The sequence below is a fragment of the Proteiniclasticum sp. genome, from assembly GCF_003514505.1.
GTDB lineage: Bacteria > Bacillota > Clostridia > Clostridiales > Clostridiaceae > Proteiniclasticum.
On the sequence record NZ_DOPX01000026.1, the window covers coordinates 24,003 to 40,407 of the forward strand.

Consider the following 16,405-nt stretch of genomic DNA (forward strand, 5'->3'; position numbering starts at 1 on the left):
ATTACACCACCTTTGTAATGGACATGTTTCCATTGGATCTAGGGACAAAACCAAAGTTTCCAATTCTTAGAGAGTTGATAAACTCACCGTCGGTCACATAAAGCTTATTATCTGACAGATATGCTACTCTGTTTCCAGTTTGATAGAATCCAAGGATATCATTCTCTAATTTCAAGGTGATTTGGTTTCCTGATTCGCCTAAGATTATATTTCCATCCTCAAAGCGAATGTACTTCCTGATCAATTCGAACTCAGCATCTGTCATGCCCTGATTGTTGTTAATCGTCTGTACCAGTTCGTTAAAGCCATACTCATAGCTATTCTTCGTCTGTTCAAAATCAGTCGATACTTCTTGTCTAAATGTTTCCAGCTCTGTCTTTGAGGTGTATATTTCACCAACCTCTGTTCTTAGTCCATCGGCTGTCTGCTCTAGTGTGCTTATAAGTTGTGTCGATACTTGGGTGACCTGTTCGTTGATGTAATCCTGGTCGTCCTCAGGTGCTCTGGTGTAGTCCGTGGCCACATTCCCATTTTCCAGCTTTATTTTATCAACCGTGGAATTGACAACCGTTCCGCTTGGCATTGGATATATGTTTATAAAGTCTCCGGTTGTAACCCCTGAATCTTTCCCTGTGAAAGTCAGAGAAAAGGTCCCGTCCCCGTTGTTTGTAAGTCCACCTAATGCTATTGATCCGCCGTTTAAATAAGCACTGAATCCGGTTTTTCCTGCTCCCAAAGATCCCCACAATCGAATGGTGTAGGTCTTGGTCGTTAGCATTTTTTCGCTCAAGTCGTACCGCTGTGTGGGGTAGGTCGAATTCGTCACCGGTGTGTCTGACTTTAAAAGAAGGTTTCGGCCTCCTACCTTGACGTTGTCGTAAAGCGGGGACCATTGGTAATCAGCAGCGTTAGTGCTTTCTGTTGCAGTGGTTTTGTTATGGGCCAAGCCCAGGAATCTCTTTCCCACGGGACTGTCGCTCATTCCTAATCCAGTCTCGTTATCTGCATACTTAACCCAGGTGTAGGTTGTTTGACCGTTGGTTCCAGCGGGTCCCTGTATTCCTTGATTTCCTTGCGGTCCTTGAATCAACGACCATGTGTAATCAGCGTAAGTACTGGATTCTGTCGCTGTGGTCTTGTTGTATGCGATTCCCATATACTTTTTCCCATCAGGGAAATTGCTCATTCCTGATGTAGGGCTATCCGCGTACTTGATCCATGTGTATGTAGCTTGCCCTTGTGGTCCTTGTGGACCTTGCACTCCTTGAGGCCCCTGATTACCCTGTGGACCTTGTGGTCCATGAACCCCTATAACGATAGGTTCAATGTAGGTGACTGTCGGTGCAGCACTCCAATCGAGTTTCTCATAATTCCACAAATACGGTTTACTTGTACTGGTTGATTGCATCGTTGTAGTCCAGCCAGAAGTAGACCGAGTTACACCCGTTGATGATGCACTAGCCAAATAGTACTCTGTAATACCTGTTAAGGAACGACCTGGAGCACCATCTGTACCATCAATGCTGTAGTTTCCGATAATCACAGGGACGGTGTTCGAACTCGATCCATCTGAAAAATTGATTTTCTCATAGTTCCAAAGATACTTTTTTGTCGAATCCATCGCCTGAATCGAAGTTGTCCATCCAGAAGTGAATGTAGTTACACCGCTGGAAGAGGCTGAAGCAAGATAATACTCTATTATGGACGATACGCTTGTTCCAGTGGGTCCAATAGGTCCTCTTTCGCCAGTAGCACCTTGAGGTCCTTGAGGTCCAGTATCACCTTTAATCTTTACCCAATTGTATTTTGTAGGATCATTACTGTCTGCCTGAACAAAGTCTGTATAGGTTCCGATATATAACTTATCCGTCGATACGGTTGTGCTAAATCCACTGGTTCCAGAAGCATTGTTGGCCCAAGCTGTATGGAAATATGGTGTTTGTCCATCATTTCCTTTGGGACCAGGTAAGCCATTTGAACCATCAGCTCCTTTTACCTTTGTCCAGTTATACAATGCCGGATTGCTGCTGCTTGTTGAATTCGTATCAACATAGATACCGATGTAATCTCTGCTGGGATCTACATGAGAGAAATCAACAGTACCATCCGCACTATTTGCGTATGCGATATGAGTATAAGTCGAAATCCCATCAGCTCCTTTGGGTCCTTGAATACCTTGATCACCTTTAGGCCCCTGCAGCCCCGGAAGTCCTGGATCACCTTGTGGGCCTGGAGGGCCTTCTAAACTGACAAGCCACTCTTGTATCGTTCCAGTAAATCCATTGGCTACTGCTGCTTCATATGCTGACTGACCTTCAGGCCCTGGAGTGAGTTCAATCTCTGAGACAGTCTGGTTGAAACCATCTATAGTCTGCTGCCATTCTGTTCTCGTAACACCATTTTCAATTACTTGCTGTATTTCTCCTGAAATGATTTTGATCTTTGTCTTAATATCTCGAATCTCAAGATTTGTGTTGGGTTTTCCAGTTGAGTTCTTCTCAATATTTGATTTTCCCGGTATCTTCACTGTTTCCCTAAGTCCACCGGTGTATTTCAGTTTCCGATTAAGGATATAGGTTTCCTCTCCATCCACGGTAACTTTGTCTCCTAGTTCTAAACTGAAGTCACCGATCCAGTTAAGCTCTCCTGCCTTATAATCAACTGTAGATATGCTAGAGAAGATGTTTTCCACAACGCTACTAGGGTTGCTCACAAAAATGTTATCAACGATGCTGTATATGTTGGTCCCTGTACCTGAAGATGCTGATTCTTCACCATTTTTGATAATCAGCTTATCGATGATACCTGGAGCAGACTCTGCTTTCTTCCAGTCTATGTAGTGATCCCCTGTGATATTAACCACTGATAGGGAACCAAGGGAAAGTATTGTCAATCGGCCCAACCTATTAATTCTTGCATATCCCCCAGCGAGTTCTGCAATGTATGCGAAAACCTGTCTACAGGTAATTCCCTCATAGACAGGTTCTTCATTAACAATATGATCAGAATTTGGAAATGTTGTTGAATCAAGTACTATTCCCGATTGTGATGCTGCAGAAGCTAATATCTGAGATAGCGTCGCAGGATAAGACAGATTGCTTGTATAGTCCATATCCGCCTTATACATTCTATCTACTAACTCCAGATAAATCTTTGAATTCTTCCTATCTGACTTCTCGACAGTGTATCTTCCAATCGAATGATATTCAACGGATGAATCCGAAAGAGTTACTCCTAATTGAATCTCTACTTCCTTGCCATCGAAGTCATAAAATATTGGACTCAAGGGATCATTACTTATCTCGATTTTTGCGACATCCATGTTTGCGGTACCGATTATAAAATCTTCCTCATCTGTCAGGTAGGAATCAATTTCAATCAGATCCACATCTTCAATGGTCTTATCCAGAAATAATAATCTAGCTTTGATTCTTCTGCTCGATGATTTTATAGCAGTTTTGAATCCAGTTGATGTGCTTATCAAAAGTATCACCTACCTTTCTATGATATTGAAAGAAACTCCTCTGTAGAGCGTTCCTGAATTTGTCTTCAATGCTATTGGTTGCTTACGAGATCCTGCATAAAATGTACCAGTATAATCTCCATCTTCTGCTGTATGGATCGTTGCCTGAAAGAATACGTGCCCCTTCTTAGGATTCACAGCACTTAATATCTGATTTGCTTCAGCCTCTGTGAGCATACCCCATTGTAAGGAAACTGAAATCTTATCATCCACAAAATCCCTAATCATCTTTCCGTTGTTATTTCTTCCAGCTTCTCCATCAAGGGAATTAATCTCCACCTCATAAGGTAAAGGAGATGGCATGTCCACCCCATTGATTTTTAATCCTGTTGCAAGTGCCATTATCTACCACCCCCTAATACTCAATAATCGGAAGGCCTTTCTGCCTTCTTTTTCTATTTAATCTTCTCATAACGACTCTAAACAGCACCTCACCATCTACGGTAGCTTCAAACTCACCATCTCCACCTTCTCCGCTTCCTCTGCTGTCATCAATTTTTGAGGCAAGCTTATCAATCCACTCTGTGTTCCGTTCTAATGGCATTACAGCTTCTTTACCTGCTTCACCGACCATTGCAATAGTTGGTTGATCTATGACTCCACCAGTGGCGAGTTTGGGTATGCTTAGTGTTGCCAAAGGACTTATACTGACTCCAGGGATTAGATTTATAAGCTTTATTGCTCTGTTAATAGCTTTAATAAACCCATTGATGGTTCTCTCTGCAAAGTTGATGATGGAGTTTACAACAGTCTTAAATGCGTTTCCTATTCCCTCACCTATTACCGTTCCGATGGTGGTAAAGGTGTTCTTTATGGTGGCCCATATTCCGGAGAAGAATGATGTAACGCTAGAAAAAGCATTCTTAATGCCATTCCATGCACCTGTAAAGATGTTTTTGAACCAAGATCCAACAGATGCAAACACACCTTTTATTCCACTCCAAATTCCGGAGAAGAAGTTTCCAACAGCGCTGAATGCATTCTTTATGCCATTCCACGCGCCTGTAAATACCCGGCTAAACCATTCTCCGATTCCATTGAATACGTTCTTTATTGTTGAGACTATGCCATTCCATACCTTGCTCGCGGTCTCTTTGATTCCTTCCCAAATCTTTTTGAGCCATGCGGAGATCTCGTCCCAGTTTTTCCAGAGCAGTATTCCTATAGCGATTAATGCAGCAATGGCAGCCACAGCAATTACAACTGGCCAACTTATAGCAGCCATAACCGCAGCCATAACACCACCAGCGGCGGATATAGCGGTCATAATTGGAGCAACAACAGCGGTTATCGCTGTCCACACCCCAATGGCTACATTAACCAACCCCCATGCGGCGGCGATTGATCCAATAATAATGGCAAGTGTTTCTACTGTTTTCTGATTTTCATCAATCCAAGACGAGAAGTTATCGAGACCTATAATCACGTTGTCGAGAACGTCAGTAATAACACCACCAGTCCACTCAGCGAGAGGCTGCAGCATGTTATCCCATAACCACTGGAACAAGGGCTTGAGTGCTTCAATGACGGAGTTTAGAACCTTAAGCGCACCGGCTAATATATCAATAAAAGCAGGCACAACCTTTGTTATGGTCCACTTTCCAAGCGGTATCAGGATGTTATCCTTAAACCACGAAAGACCTGCAAACAGGTTTTGTTTGAGAGTCTCAAATGCATCCTTAAGTCTTCCGAGCGCTTGCCTTGCAGGTTCGAGATAAGGATCTATTTTATCTATAAATGCTTTTAAGGCGTTCTCAAATGCGGATGTATTAATGCCCGGAGAAACGATAGGTGCTATGTCAGAAGCTCCACCGCCTCCACCACCTCCTGCATCATCTGCACCTGGAGTGGACAGGTTCGTGATTTCGTCAAATCCAGCAAGGGATAACTGCATATCCTTAGCAGCTTTCTTACTTGCTGCACCTACACCTGCTATAGCAGCCTTTTGCTTATTAAGGGCCTTTGCAGATGCTGTGGATGCCTTGAAGCTAGACCCACCAAGTACACTAAAGAAAGCGGCCATATAAGTGGTTACTCTAGCAAGGGCACTCATCATAGCATTGAGGGCCGGGAGGATTGTGTTGAAGATAGGGATAAAGGCTACTTGAAGGTTACTCTTAACCACAGCAAGAGAATTAGAAAACTGCTGATTCGTCGCAAGAGCAGACCCTAAGTAACTCATGAATCCACGGATGACTTTATATAGGGTACCCATGATGAGAACTCGTTTAAGAGCACTGTTGATCATACGGCCCATCTTATCGAATCTCTGACCAACTACATCAGCGGTCTTGCCGATAGGCCCTACATTCTTTGTTGCAGCCTTTGCGGTTTCTTTGATTTTGTTACCCGCTTTTTTAAATGAGTCACCAAGATTATTGGCAAGATTACCTGTGCCATTTAGCTTTGCATCCAGATCATTGAGTTTGAATCCCATCTTGTCTGATGCCTCTGTAAGCTTCAAGATGCTCAGCTCAGTGTTGTTTATCTGAGATGCGAGCTTATTCTTCAAATTCGGATTGAGCGCTCTTTCATAGCTCTCTTTGAGTCCTGCAAGCTTATCCTGCTGTATTTCAATCTTCTGGTTCACAAGGTCAAGATGCTGTGTAACCTTGCTTATTTCTGACTGTATGGCCGTGGTATCAATTGGAGCCTTTGCAGCTGCCGGAGGACCTCTTGGACTGACTGATGGAATCACAGGATTCATAGCCGGAATAACATTAGTAGGTGCTGTCTGTGTTTTTGGGACCTTAATTTTCTTTAGGATAGACTGCAGGCTCTTCACAAACTCTTCAGTCTGTTGCTTCATCTTTTCAAGCCCCTCACTGATAGATGCGTTAATATTCTTCATTGCACTATCAATGACCTTCTCCATGCCAGACAACATGCCGCTTGTAGCCTTCTCCAAAGATGATTTTAGAGAGCTTCCAAGGTTGTTCGCCATCTCGCTGATCTGTTTCTGCATGTCCCCCTGGAGGTCTACTTGCAAATTAATCTTACCTACACTTGTTCCTTCTGCCATATTGATCACCTCACTTTTTTACAAAATAAAACACCCGGTATTTCTCCGAGTGTTCTGATATTCAAATTTTATTTAAGCTTCCATTCATTTCCGCATTTCAGGCACTTCATGACGCCTACCTGTTTCTTGCTTGTGAGTGCGCCGACAACTGCGCCTGCTGGGCCTAATGCACTTCCAACGACAGCCCTGCCAACAGATAGCTTCTTGCGTCTGTCCAGAAATTGAACTGATGCGCTTTTGCACTTAGGACAGTAAGGAATGCCTTGAGCATCCATTTCTTTTATCCTTGCTTGTTCTTCCAAATGTTTTTCTTGTGCTTCTTTCATTGAAGCTTTGAGCATATCTTTGAATCCCATGTGTTTACCCCCAATATGTATTATTGAGAATATTGTAACTTTAACTAAAAGCATTTGCAAACATCTTCTCAAGGTTTTGCATCTGCTTTTCTAGTTCTTCCTCTGTATACTCAGTGGCCTGTCTTGCTCTCCATCTGGATCTCTCTGCCTTTTGTTCTGATGTAAAACCTTTAAGGACTTCTTTGTCTTCTTCAGCCCGTATCTGTACCATTTTCCCGAGTGCTGTATCAGCTGAAATGCCATGTAGGAGTCCGCAAAACTCTCTCCATGACATATCATCCACCTGGTTCAATCTGATGCCATACTGCTGCAGAAAAGAGGATTCTACGAGGTCCCAGTCTTCGAACATGTCATACCACTGGATTACTTTTTTCTCTGTTTCTTTACCTCTTCATCTGCAAGTTTTTCCATCTCTTCCAGCTCGATATCTGAGATTGCAGCCATGATTGCATTGACGATGATGGTAAGCTCAGGGATAGTGAGTTCTAGTTCATTCACAAGGTCTAGTGCCTCTTTTCCTAACCCCGCCTCAATGATCATGTCAATTCTCTTAAATTCATCAATATCTTTGTCCTCTGCAATTCCCTTAATCAGGATTGCGGAGTTCTTGGATGTGTACACCTGGAATGACCTGTCTTCGGTCAACTTGATTATAGGCTTCTCATTCTTCAGTCTGTTGACGATATCGTATACTTTAGCCATTGTTTTCCTCCTTGATTGCTTCTATTACTGGCGTTCTTGCCTTGTTCTTGTCACTGGATAGATACTCCACTCGTTCTTTGGATGCCTTGCCTTTTCTTGGGTAAGGATCTCCTTTTACGTAAAGGTGCATCTCGTCTTCCGCATCAATGAAATTTCTGATTACTTTATACTTCACTATTTATACCTCCTGATACAAATAAGAGGGAGGCAATCAGCCTCCCAATATTCTTTATGTGGCTGGGGTGAATGTTGGCTTTCCGTCACAGATAAGCTCAAACTCAAGACCATCAACATTAGTGGAGTCTCCTCCACCTGGAGTGGTTACATTAACCACGCAGTTGAAAGAAAGCTTTGCCCCTGATGGGAATGTCCATTCAGCCTTTGTTGAACAGTCTAGACCATCTTTCCACGCAAGGCTTGCCACATAGTCATTGCCTTCGTCACCCTCATTCCTCTTTCCGGAGAAAGAGATGGAGAGCTTCTTTCCTGTCATGAGTGCTCTTACCCACCCCTCAGTGTTCATAGGGGTCCATTCTTCAACGGTACCATCAATAGATGGGCTAAAAGTCTCAAGGTCAGCAATTGGAACCATATCGGCTGGCAGTGTGCTTGCAAGGCCTGCTTTGCCAATCTTAAATACATTTTTATAAACTGGATATACTCCTGGCATCTTAATACCTACCTTTCCATAATTATTTCGCAATCAATGACAAACTCAAATACTCCTGATTCATCGGCGCCTAAAAAGACCGCCTCAGCATCCCTCATATTGACTCTGATTATCCGCTTACCGTTGATTGCCCCGGCAGCAGACTTGATGTCGTTGTAGATCTCCTGTGCTTTTATCTGGCTTGTCAGTATGTTTCTGTTCCAGTGGACCAATATACGGATTGCGTGCCCTCTATAGCTGGTTTCCTGTCCTATCCCTCTAGGGTTCACAAAGGACCTGCCAGGATACAAAGCGCACCTCATATCTCCTACGTTCAGTGTTCCCACATCCCAAGTACCAGGAATAGCAGTGGAGAGCCATTCATCAAATTTATCTATTGTCATGTAATCAGCCCCCCTGCTTCTTGTTTCCATAGCACCATAAATGTATCTGTTATCCACTCTTTTCGAGGTCCATGGATCCATTCGTCAAGCCATCTACCTCGTGCGTTCACGTGTTTATCCATCCTAAAGTTATACTGAGGATTGAAATACAGTCGCCTTGCATATACAGCACCATAGCATAGATACGCTGTCTTATCCTGAACCACAGTGAAAGAGCTGCTCATGAGGTCTCCATGATCTCTAGGGATAACCTGAGCGAGTTCTACTTCCGTTTTCAGAGCATCAATCAACTTAGGGAGCACCTTATTCATGCTCTCCTGTAGCTTTGCAATGTTCGCCATGTTCAGTTCAACTTTAGCGGTTACTTTCATTTCAGCGTCACCTCAGTACTGTAAACTGAGCCATCAGGATTGAGAATCTTAAGCGTTTCATGTATCTGTCTCTTTGCTCCCTGATACACGATGTAACCCTGAAGCACTGGTTCTGATGGGTTTATATCTCCTCTAAAGATAAACTTCCCTGTGAGCTGAATCAGCTGCTTCTCTGCGGTCATTACAGACTTCCCCTTGGGTTCGTATATTGCCTTACCATTGTGTAGCTCAATTTCGGTAGGTCCATACTTACCAGGTACTTCTTTCACAACCGTACAGGTAGAGTTCTCAAGGAATGTTGGCCACGGTAGTTTTCCTCTCAAAGCTATAGCCTCCTTGAAGTCAGTCCTGTGGATTCGAGATAGCTCAGCGCTTTGTTGCTCACAAGGCTTCCACCAATGTTCTTTGTGCTGTCTTTAAAGCTCATGGAAATAGATCCGGCAGAGAATCCAGACATAGGGCTGTCAATAAAGTCGCCATAAGTCGTAATGAAATCAGCCTGAGAACAGACCGCCCTCTTGATAAGCTTCTTCTGAAACTCTGTGAGATTGTCGAATCCCTTGCCCTCGATTCTTCCGTAACAGGCTTTATTCATCTGGATTGATGCTTCTTCCAAAGCTTTTTCAACCAGTGCTGCATCACCTGTTCCACCGTATTCTTCATAATCACCATAAGTGGCATAGCTCACAGTCTCATCTCCTTTCACGTGGAAAGGGGAGGACTACTTGCCCTTCCCCTTAGCTGGTGTTTTGGGTTCTTCTTCTGGCTCAGACTCAAGAGAAGCAAGCCTTTCTTTCAGAGCTGCATTCTCTTCTTCGAGCGCGATCATTTCAGGTGTTTTCTTTACTGGCTGCTCGATCTTCTGAACCTTGCCATCTTCACCTTTTTCAAAGAGAGAGTACCCGGCATCCAGGTACTTCTCCTTATCATCAGGAGAGATCTTCACCTCTCTGTTTCCTTTAGTTGCTAGTAACATATGTCACCCTCCTCTTACACTTCCGCCTCAGCGTTGATTGCTACGCCAGCAACCTTCTGCTTAATGACAAAAAGGTCCTGATAGCTTCTGTTCTGATAAAGGTGTCCGAAAGCTGATTGTGGAGTTGCCCCCTTAGACCAGATATACACATCAGCAACCTTTACGGGCGCCACGATGGCTGTGTCAGGGTGTACCAGAATCATTCTGATTTGCTTAGCGGATACCGCAGGCACAAAACCTTCAGTGAAATCATAGGCGGTCTTGAATCTTACAGATGGAACCTTCACGAGTTCAACCTCATCAAGAGATCTTACATTTCTGTTGATTGCACGTTCTGCAGAAACATCAACGTTTCTCGCAATTTTTTCTGCATTCTTAATCATTGTGTAGTGTGCAGGTGTCAGGTACAGGATTCTTCCTTCCTGTGGTACTCCTGCCTCGTCCATGTCTTCCATCATTTTGTCAAACTCAGAAAGGATGTTAGCTTCGGTCAGTGCTGTGGTTTTAACCACACCACCGTGAGTTTTGAAATCCTGATACAGTTTAGAGTATCTGTATGCATCGGTTTCAGGGATAGCCTGTTCAGTGTTAAATGTTGAGGTTATGTTTGCAGCTGAAACAACTAAGTTTGTTTCATCGACATCCATGTCATCAACAAAGAAGGAAATGTCTCTGTCGTGGGTCAGCACATATGGTGTGTAGGTGTTGCTGACAGATCCCTTATTTACGGAACCATCTCTTGCATGGTCCTTGTAACCAGTCAATGCAAGAGTAGGGATCTTGATGGTCTCGGCGTTGATGAAGTTATACTTCTTATTTCTAGATAGTGCATCGGAAGTCAGTTCGTTTGCGTACTGCTGTTCAATCTGTCTCTCGAAGCGTTCTGCATAGTTAATTACGTTTGGCATATTTTTTACCTCTCTTTATTTTTTATTTTGTGAGTCCGAACGCTGCATTTATTGCAGCATCAATACCTGGTGTTCCCATGTCTTTACCTCCAGGGTTTCCTACTTTAAAGCCTGCAGCACCTTCAGCGCCTGCCTCTGTTGTTTCAGCCTTAAATAGAAAAGCCTTTGATGTCTTGAGATTGTTAATTTGGTCATCGAGTCCAATGATTGAACCATCATCGTTAATGACCAGTTTGTCCTTGGCCAGTAAGCCAGAGACTAGATCAGTGTCATGAACCTTGTCATTCAGCGCCAGTTTAATAGCGCTTGTGATTTGCAGGTCCTTCATTTTGTTCTGATACTCATTTGCCTGAGTGGTGTTTGTCTCTTGGAGTGATGCTATCTGAGCCTTTAGACTCTCCACATCACCAGTGGACTTCTTCAGTGTTTCAAGCTGAGTATCTCTTTCTTTGATGTTTGTGTTGAGAGTGTTCACCTGTTCTTCAAGTTGTGTGATCTTCACTTTATTGGCTTCGATATCTTTACCATGGATAGCCATAATGCTATCGATAACATCACCTTCAAGTCCAAGTGCTTTGAGTTCTTCTCTTTTCATGTTGTCTCCTTTCTCCTACGCTTTTTACGAGGTCGCTTCTCATAGGTTTCCCTTTACGTGGGATAACGTGATAGGCACTTAATTCAGCGCTATAAAAATCCACCCTGTTACAGATGGATGGATAATATATAGTTGGTCTAAATAAACAATTAGATTTCCATGATTTATTTTGAATTTATATTTATTATGTACTATTATAAAATTTGAAAGGGGGTGAAAAATATGGGAAATCATACAACTGGCGAAAAACCCGGAAAAGGTATCTATACTTGTACTAAATGCGGTACTAAGGTTAGACTTGATGATATGACAGATACCCTTCCACCGTGCCCAAAATGCCATAATACAAATTTCAGAAAGTAAGCAAGTTCTGAATCGTCAAAGGGAGGTGAAATGATGAGTAACAAAAAACAAACATCTGACAAAGTCGCAACAAAAGCTTCCGAAATTCTAAAAGACAATCGATATTCAGACAAGTCTAAATCTGTTGCAGGCAGTGCTCTTTCTCAAACAAAATCTAAGAAAAAATAATTAAACTCACTTATGTTTCCTCATAAGTTGAATTATCCAATCAAATATGAAAGGGGTGAAAATATTTGAAATATAATGCTGAGATACTAACTTCTGATAAGCTGAGACTTGAAGTTAAAGATTTACAGCTCATCACCGATGGTTCTTTCACGTTTACAGAGCAAAACTTTAAAGAATTCATTCTTCAAAGGAATAATTCTTACACATTCGTTGGTGAGGATGAGATTCTTTGTACCGATTTTGACAACATAGTTTATGTATCTATTATGAAGGCAGATTAATCCTCCCTCTCAGGCTTCCTCCTGAGTTGGGTATTGTCCTTCAAATGCTCCCTGAGTTGCTTCTGCAGTTCGCGGAGCCTCTTTTTTTCTCTATCTATATTCTCATCATCAGCCAGCCCAGCAATGATTCTTCTCTGCTCTCGTATAGATCTCTCCAGCCTTCTCTGTTTCTGCCCAGCACGATACCACTTCTCTGATTGCTCGTCATCTGGCACTTTAGGCGGTGTGTTGATGCCCTCATACCATGTGGCGAGGAGATCTTCACAGTTCGGGTGGAAGAGACCCTTCTCAATAGCAAAACTCAGAAGTGGATAGTCTCCATCTTCTTTCTTGCCACCTGAGTACACATCATCAATCAGGATCTTCCCTTGCCATGGTCTGCAATCCTCACACGCGGTTGCATGGGGGATGACAATGACAATGGATATCCCTAGTTCCTGCCTTTTCTTCCCCTCACCCATAAGATATGATCGGTGGTTTGCAGTCCTCAAAGCCATTTCAGCGTAAGAGGCTATATTGACCTCTCGACCGTTGGAATACTTGATTGAGGTGATTCCCTGCTTGAGAAAATCCTTTGTAGCCATGTCCACAGCCTTATTAATATCCACAACGCCATTGTTATGAAATACCTGAGCCTTGAAGATGGTCTCTCTGTAGATGTCATCCATCTTTCTCAGGACTGATTGTTGAGCCATGGTCATGTCTTTCTGGGTCGACTCAATAAGCGCATTGAGTTTCCGGTCATTGGTCTTAAAAAAGTTATCATCCAGTGGCGTAGGTGCTTCCTTCCATGTCTTGGCTGCCTCCTCCACCTTCTCCAATGTCTCTTTCAGTTCCTCGCCTTTTAAGCCGTCTATAATCGGTTCTAATGGCTTTGGCAGTGAAACAGCATAATTCTCCGCTATCTTGATTACTTCTCTCTGTACGCGCCCCTGTGAGGCTCTGTAGGTGTCCATGAGCGTATCGTTCACTGTCTTCTCGATAACCTCTGAGAAGTTGTCTATGATCTTCTTGTTTTCCCTGCGGTATCGTTCTAAGCCTCTCAGCTTTGCTGATTGCCACATCTCAAACTTAAAACCCTCTTTGATTTCCTCACCCTCATGTCTCTTGAGGTTTCTGGATAGTGAGGATAAGAGATACAGTTCCATTTCCTCGAAGATTGAGCGGATGTTATACTTCTTCTTCATCGGTTACTTCATCCTCTCCCTCCTTGTCAGGATCTATATCTTCTTTCGCGTCTGTGAGGTCAACATTGGCGGCACCATCGTTTCTGATTCTCTCTACTTCCTCAGCCTTTTCCTCATCGGTCATGGTGTCTCCGTACATCTCATCAATAGCCTTTTCCAGTGACATAACACCGAGGCTCTTGGCCTTACCCACAGTCTCTACCACGGTAGCAAAGTCAGGTGATGCGTATTCACCGAACGATACTGATACCTCGTATTCACCCGGTGTCTTCTTCGCTATAAGGTCTGAAACTTTCAGCACCATGTTCACTAGTTCAGGGATAACCTCATTCAGCACATCCACGATTCGCTGCCTTGTATAGAGAGTGGTCTTTTCCTTCTCTCTCTGTGCTTCTGCATTGTCTGTTTTCTTTAGGTCGATACCCAATGTGCTTGGGCTTAGGATGCCCTGCAAGCACTGATCCAGGTATGATGCATATGATTGCTGATAGGCTTCATAGTAGATGTCAGGCTGTACCTGATCTATCTTGTCGGTGGCGTTCTCCTTCATGCTGCTGCCAACGCCAATAAACTGATTGTCAAATGGATTACCCCTCAGCACGTGACCTGACTTAGGGTCTTTAGGTAAGAGATCCTCTGGTATATAGGTCTTCACTCGGCCCGCTCTGATTGCATCCAGCCACTGAGATATAACCTCATCCAGTGCGTCAAACATATCAGTCTTGCGGTCATAGATACTCTGGCCACGGTACTGGAATTTCTTCGAGGTGAAGAATTTCATCGGCACCGCCATGATAAACTCACCATCAAAGGTCACATCCTCGATGTAAAGCTCTGGCGCATCCTCGAACGGCACGGGCTTGTCATTGGCATCGTAAAGGAAGTACTTGATATACCCCTTGCCATACGCCTCGACGCGCTTGTAAGTCTTTTTATTGACTACATGAAACTCAGGGAACAGAACCTCATGAAGCCTGCCCCTCTTGTAGCTGTACTCCACATCGGACCCACTGACAAACTCCACTATAGGAACCTCAGTCACATCGGTATCAATCGTGCACTTAAAGGCACCATCACCATCTACTAAGGTATCGTTCACGGCTTCTTCGATGAGTTCCCCAAAGTTGTTGTCCTCTGCGATTTCATCCCATCTCACTTGGTTTTCACTGACAGTATCCCCTTCTATGGGATCAACCTCTACCGCGTCAAAATCACCTGCAACAATGCCTGAGAGTTTATCAGTGATTTCACCAGGTAGTCCGCTGTGAATCTTTCTTATGCGGTTATCCGATGATGGAACTGCACTCCAGAACCTCGCCTGAGTGACTGCATCTTGAACGATTGACTTAAAGAACTGATCCAGTTCTGATGGGTCACCTCGATACCATATACGATTCTTGAGGACGGTTCCTTTATGGTCCAGTACCTCATTGATTTGTATTGATGTCGGCTGTGCAGGGTTGATTCCCAGCCAGTTAAGCATCAATGATTTTATTAGTCCCACTACTTTACCCCTCCTGTTCCTATAATCCCCTTGAATGGGATGAATCCGTACTGACTGGCGTTTATTGTATGATCGTTCCGGTCTTCCGGTTCGTACTTATCTTCTTTCCATGAGTAGCTTTCCAGTTCTGCTATGTGCTTCACACAATGCTCAAGTACCAGGTAATCAACTCTGTTATTACTCCATATCCAACCAAGTTGTAGATGGATTCTGTCTATAACCATCACTTTCTTGTAAGCTGGAATGAAATTGTATAGACATGGGTTTCCTCTCTTATACTTCTGCGCCTCAGTGATTGTTGCTTGGTCTGCGTTGTCAATAAATACATCACGTGCGAACCCCCAGCGCTTTCTATTTCTTTCCAGGAATGCCACAAGATTAACCACCGTGTCCGATGGAGCAATCGGGATTTCTAGGTCTTTGTTGTTCCTCACTTCTTCATCCAGTATGATCAGTTCACCCTTCGTGGTGATGCCCTGGAAAATGAATGATATTGTATCCGGACTCTCTGATGAGTACGCTGTATCCACCCCACATGAGAACTGTTTGAACTTCAATGGATCCTGCTTGTCTTCCATTCTCTTCTTAAGCCATTCCAGAGTTTTAACATTCCTCTGCCTTGAGAAGTTGCTGAAGATAAGCCCTGTTGCCCTTCCTCTTAGCCCTTGAATTTTGTTCTTGTATAGCTTTGTACCTACTGGAACATTGAGTATGATCTGGTCAATCTTCTCTTTAGGCAATCCATGATTGTGCTTAAAAGAAAAGAACCAATGAACCCAACCGGGCTTTGGTTCCTCATTCAGCATATTTAATATCTCTATAGGCGTTCCATTCTTCCACTTATCAAGCGGTCTGGAACAGTTGATGTATTCTTTGTAGACCGGAAGGTTAGGATCATCAGGATTGAGCGTACCCATAAGATAATCACATCGCATGGATGCCTCTCTCACGTAGTCCATATCTGCAATATTGACCTCATCTATGTAAAGACATCCATACTGACCGCCCAGGGCCTTCTTCCACTTTTCCTTGTTGTAATAGCCTAAGACATAGATTATCTTGTCATTGTCTTTATCATCGTCCACAGAGAGCCTTAAGTGCGGTAATGCGTGTTCTCCTTTGCCGGATGGGTTATACTCCACAATCCCTTTCCAGATGTCCAGGATGCCTAAATCCTTTGTGATGATATTCTTTTCAATGGTCCCCTTGTCTAGCCCTGATAGGATGTGAAGCTTCTTGGGTGACTCCCTGACCTTGGTGATGAACTTGAACACTCCTACCGTGGTTTTACCTGCTGCGGTGGTTAAGTTCCCTCGAGAAACTCTACAGGAGCCTTACACTTTAAAAAAGCTTTGAACTTCTTGGATAGAATTAAATTGGTTTCATTCAAGGTCAA

Annotated in this window: 21 protein-coding genes; 3 read left to right on the top strand and 18 right to left on the bottom strand. The window is 43.5% G+C overall.

What is annotated here, in order from left to right; genetic code table 11:
- Nucleotide 1: 1 nt before the first annotated feature.
- The 15 genes from DEF30_RS08205 to DEF30_RS08275 all read right to left on the bottom strand — a co-directional run bounded on the left by DEF30_RS08205 (nucleotide 2) and on the right by DEF30_RS08275 (nucleotide 11,506).
- Nucleotides 2-3,484: a hypothetical protein gene (locus DEF30_RS08205; RefSeq protein WP_294098080.1), complete on the bottom strand. Its 3,483-nt coding sequence runs from the start codon at nucleotides 3,482-3,484 to the stop codon at nucleotides 2-4.
- A gap of 9 nt (nucleotides 3,485-3,493) precedes the next feature.
- Nucleotides 3,494-3,865 (bottom strand): DUF6711 family protein, encoded by a 372-nt coding sequence (locus DEF30_RS08210; RefSeq protein WP_294098082.1) that lies wholly within the window; start codon nucleotides 3,863-3,865, stop codon nucleotides 3,494-3,496.
- 13 nt (nucleotides 3,866-3,878) lie between these two features.
- Nucleotides 3,879-6,545, bottom strand: coding sequence for a hypothetical protein (locus DEF30_RS08215; RefSeq protein WP_294098083.1), 2,667 nt, complete (start codon nucleotides 6,543-6,545; stop codon nucleotides 3,879-3,881).
- Between the two features lie 68 nt (nucleotides 6,546-6,613).
- Nucleotides 6,614-6,973, bottom strand: coding sequence for a hypothetical protein (locus DEF30_RS08220; protein WP_294098084.1), 360 nt, complete (start codon nucleotides 6,971-6,973; stop codon nucleotides 6,614-6,616).
- Nucleotides 6,942-7,250, bottom strand: a complete 309-nt coding sequence (locus tag DEF30_RS08225; RefSeq protein WP_294098085.1) for a Gp15 family bacteriophage protein — start codon at nucleotides 7,248-7,250, stop codon at nucleotides 6,942-6,944. Before DEF30_RS08225 ends, DEF30_RS08220 begins: the two co-directional genes overlap by 32 nt.
- Nucleotides 7,251-7,264: 14 nt before the next feature.
- The gene (locus DEF30_RS08230; protein ID WP_294098086.1) at nucleotides 7,265-7,603 is read right to left on the bottom strand and encodes a hypothetical protein; all 339 of its coding nucleotides are present in this window, start codon (nucleotides 7,601-7,603) and stop codon (nucleotides 7,265-7,267) included.
- Nucleotides 7,596-7,778 carry a hypothetical protein gene (locus DEF30_RS08235; RefSeq protein ID WP_294098088.1) on the bottom strand — a complete coding sequence of 61 codons (183 nt, stop codon included), beginning with the start codon at nucleotides 7,776-7,778 and terminating at the stop codon, nucleotides 7,596-7,598. The genes DEF30_RS08230 and DEF30_RS08235 overlap by 8 nt, the downstream gene beginning before the upstream one ends.
- Nucleotides 7,779-7,832: 54 nt before the next feature.
- The gene (locus DEF30_RS08240) at nucleotides 7,833-8,273 is read right to left on the bottom strand and encodes a hypothetical protein (RefSeq protein ID WP_294098089.1); all 441 of its coding nucleotides are present in this window, start codon (nucleotides 8,271-8,273) and stop codon (nucleotides 7,833-7,835) included.
- An 8-nt stretch (nucleotides 8,274-8,281) separates the two neighbouring features.
- Nucleotides 8,282-8,656, bottom strand: coding sequence for a hypothetical protein (locus DEF30_RS08245; protein ID WP_294098091.1), 375 nt, complete (start codon nucleotides 8,654-8,656; stop codon nucleotides 8,282-8,284).
- Nucleotides 8,653-9,027 (bottom strand): hypothetical protein, encoded by a 375-nt coding sequence (locus DEF30_RS08250; RefSeq protein ID WP_294098092.1) that lies wholly within the window; start codon nucleotides 9,025-9,027, stop codon nucleotides 8,653-8,655. The genes DEF30_RS08245 and DEF30_RS08250 overlap by 4 nt, the downstream gene beginning before the upstream one ends.
- Nucleotides 9,024-9,350 (bottom strand): hypothetical protein, encoded by a 327-nt coding sequence (locus DEF30_RS08255; RefSeq protein ID WP_294098093.1) that lies wholly within the window; start codon nucleotides 9,348-9,350, stop codon nucleotides 9,024-9,026. The genes DEF30_RS08250 and DEF30_RS08255 overlap by 4 nt, the downstream gene beginning before the upstream one ends.
- Before the next feature lie 2 nt (nucleotides 9,351-9,352).
- Nucleotides 9,353-9,733, bottom strand: a complete 381-nt coding sequence (locus DEF30_RS08260; RefSeq protein ID WP_294098094.1) for a hypothetical protein — start codon at nucleotides 9,731-9,733, stop codon at nucleotides 9,353-9,355.
- 15 nt (nucleotides 9,734-9,748) lie between these two features.
- The gene (locus DEF30_RS08265; protein WP_294098095.1) at nucleotides 9,749-10,003 is read right to left on the bottom strand and encodes a hypothetical protein; all 255 of its coding nucleotides are present in this window, start codon (nucleotides 10,001-10,003) and stop codon (nucleotides 9,749-9,751) included.
- A 14-nt stretch (nucleotides 10,004-10,017) separates the two neighbouring features.
- Complete coding sequence (locus DEF30_RS08270) at nucleotides 10,018-10,911, bottom strand: capsid protein (RefSeq protein WP_294098097.1); 894 nt, start codon at nucleotides 10,909-10,911, stop codon at nucleotides 10,018-10,020.
- Nucleotides 10,912-10,933: 22 nt separating this feature from the next.
- Nucleotides 10,934-11,506, bottom strand: a complete 573-nt coding sequence (locus DEF30_RS08275; RefSeq protein ID WP_294098098.1) for a phage scaffolding protein — start codon at nucleotides 11,504-11,506, stop codon at nucleotides 10,934-10,936.
- Nucleotides 11,507-11,728: 222 nt separating this feature from the next.
- Here DEF30_RS08275 and DEF30_RS08280 point away from each other — a divergent pair, with 222 nt between their 5' ends.
- The 3 genes from DEF30_RS08280 (at nucleotide 11,729) to DEF30_RS08290 (ending at nucleotide 12,318) form a co-directional block, all read left to right on the top strand.
- The gene (locus DEF30_RS08280; protein ID WP_294098100.1) at nucleotides 11,729-11,869 is read left to right on the top strand and encodes a hypothetical protein; all 141 of its coding nucleotides are present in this window, start codon (nucleotides 11,729-11,731) and stop codon (nucleotides 11,867-11,869) included.
- A gap of 30 nt (nucleotides 11,870-11,899) precedes the next feature.
- Nucleotides 11,900-12,037 carry a hypothetical protein gene (locus DEF30_RS08285; RefSeq protein WP_294098625.1) on the top strand — a complete coding sequence of 46 codons (138 nt, stop codon included), beginning with the start codon at nucleotides 11,900-11,902 and terminating at the stop codon, nucleotides 12,035-12,037.
- 65 nt (nucleotides 12,038-12,102) lie between these two features.
- On the top strand, nucleotides 12,103-12,318 hold the full coding sequence (locus DEF30_RS08290; protein ID WP_294098101.1) for a hypothetical protein: 216 nt from the start codon (nucleotides 12,103-12,105) through the stop codon (nucleotides 12,316-12,318).
- Here DEF30_RS08290 and DEF30_RS08295 read toward each other — a convergent pair.
- From DEF30_RS08295 to DEF30_RS08305, 3 genes are read right to left on the bottom strand one after another with little or no spacing between them, the layout of a single operon-like run.
- Nucleotides 12,315-13,505 (bottom strand): phage minor capsid protein, encoded by a 1,191-nt coding sequence (locus DEF30_RS08295; RefSeq protein WP_294098102.1) that lies wholly within the window; start codon nucleotides 13,503-13,505, stop codon nucleotides 12,315-12,317. The genes DEF30_RS08290 and DEF30_RS08295 overlap by 4 nt on opposite strands.
- Nucleotides 13,489-15,009: a capsid protein gene (locus DEF30_RS08300; protein WP_294098104.1), complete on the bottom strand. Its 1,521-nt coding sequence runs from the start codon at nucleotides 15,007-15,009 to the stop codon at nucleotides 13,489-13,491. Before DEF30_RS08300 ends, DEF30_RS08295 begins: the two co-directional genes overlap by 17 nt.
- Nucleotides 15,009-16,283, bottom strand: coding sequence for a terminase (locus DEF30_RS08305; protein ID WP_366409600.1), 1,275 nt, complete (start codon nucleotides 16,281-16,283; stop codon nucleotides 15,009-15,011). The genes DEF30_RS08300 and DEF30_RS08305 overlap by 1 nt, the downstream gene beginning before the upstream one ends.
- Nucleotides 16,284-16,405 lie beyond the last annotated feature (122 nt).

What these genes read in the sequence shown, in the direction of transcription:
- DEF30_RS08210 (WP_294098082.1), bottom strand. Translation starts at nt 3,865, where the DNA reads ATGGCACTTGCAACAGGATTAAAAATCAATGGGGTGGACATGCCATCT.
- DEF30_RS08215 (WP_294098083.1), bottom strand. Translation starts at nt 6,545, where the DNA reads ATGGCAGAAGGAACAAGTGTAGGTAAGATTAATTTGCAAGTAGACCTC.
- DEF30_RS08225 (WP_294098085.1), bottom strand. Translation starts at nt 7,250, where the DNA reads ATGTTCGAAGACTGGGACCTCGTAGAATCCTCTTTTCTGCAGCAGTAT.
- DEF30_RS08230 (WP_294098086.1), bottom strand. Translation starts at nt 7,603, where the DNA reads ATGGCTAAAGTATACGATATCGTCAACAGACTGAAGAATGAGAAGCCT.
- DEF30_RS08240 (WP_294098089.1), bottom strand. Translation starts at nt 8,273, where the DNA reads ATGCCAGGAGTATATCCAGTTTATAAAAATGTATTTAAGATTGGCAAA.
- DEF30_RS08245 (WP_294098091.1), bottom strand. Translation starts at nt 8,656, where the DNA reads ATGACAATAGATAAATTTGATGAATGGCTCTCCACTGCTATTCCTGGT.
- DEF30_RS08250 (WP_294098092.1), bottom strand. Translation starts at nt 9,027, where the DNA reads ATGAAAGTAACCGCTAAAGTTGAACTGAACATGGCGAACATTGCAAAG.
- DEF30_RS08265 (WP_294098095.1), bottom strand. Translation starts at nt 10,003, where the DNA reads ATGTTACTAGCAACTAAAGGAAACAGAGAGGTGAAGATCTCTCCTGAT.
- DEF30_RS08270 (WP_294098097.1), bottom strand. Translation starts at nt 10,911, where the DNA reads ATGCCAAACGTAATTAACTATGCAGAACGCTTCGAGAGACAGATTGAA.
- DEF30_RS08275 (WP_294098098.1), bottom strand. Translation starts at nt 11,506, where the DNA reads ATGAAAAGAGAAGAACTCAAAGCACTTGGACTTGAAGGTGATGTTATC.
- DEF30_RS08280 (WP_294098100.1), top strand. Translation starts at nt 11,729, where the DNA reads ATGGGAAATCATACAACTGGCGAAAAACCCGGAAAAGGTATCTATACT.
- DEF30_RS08285 (WP_294098625.1), top strand. Translation starts at nt 11,900, where the DNA reads ATGATGAGTAACAAAAAACAAACATCTGACAAAGTCGCAACAAAAGCT.
- DEF30_RS08295 (WP_294098102.1), bottom strand. Translation starts at nt 13,505, where the DNA reads ATGAAGAAGAAGTATAACATCCGCTCAATCTTCGAGGAAATGGAACTG.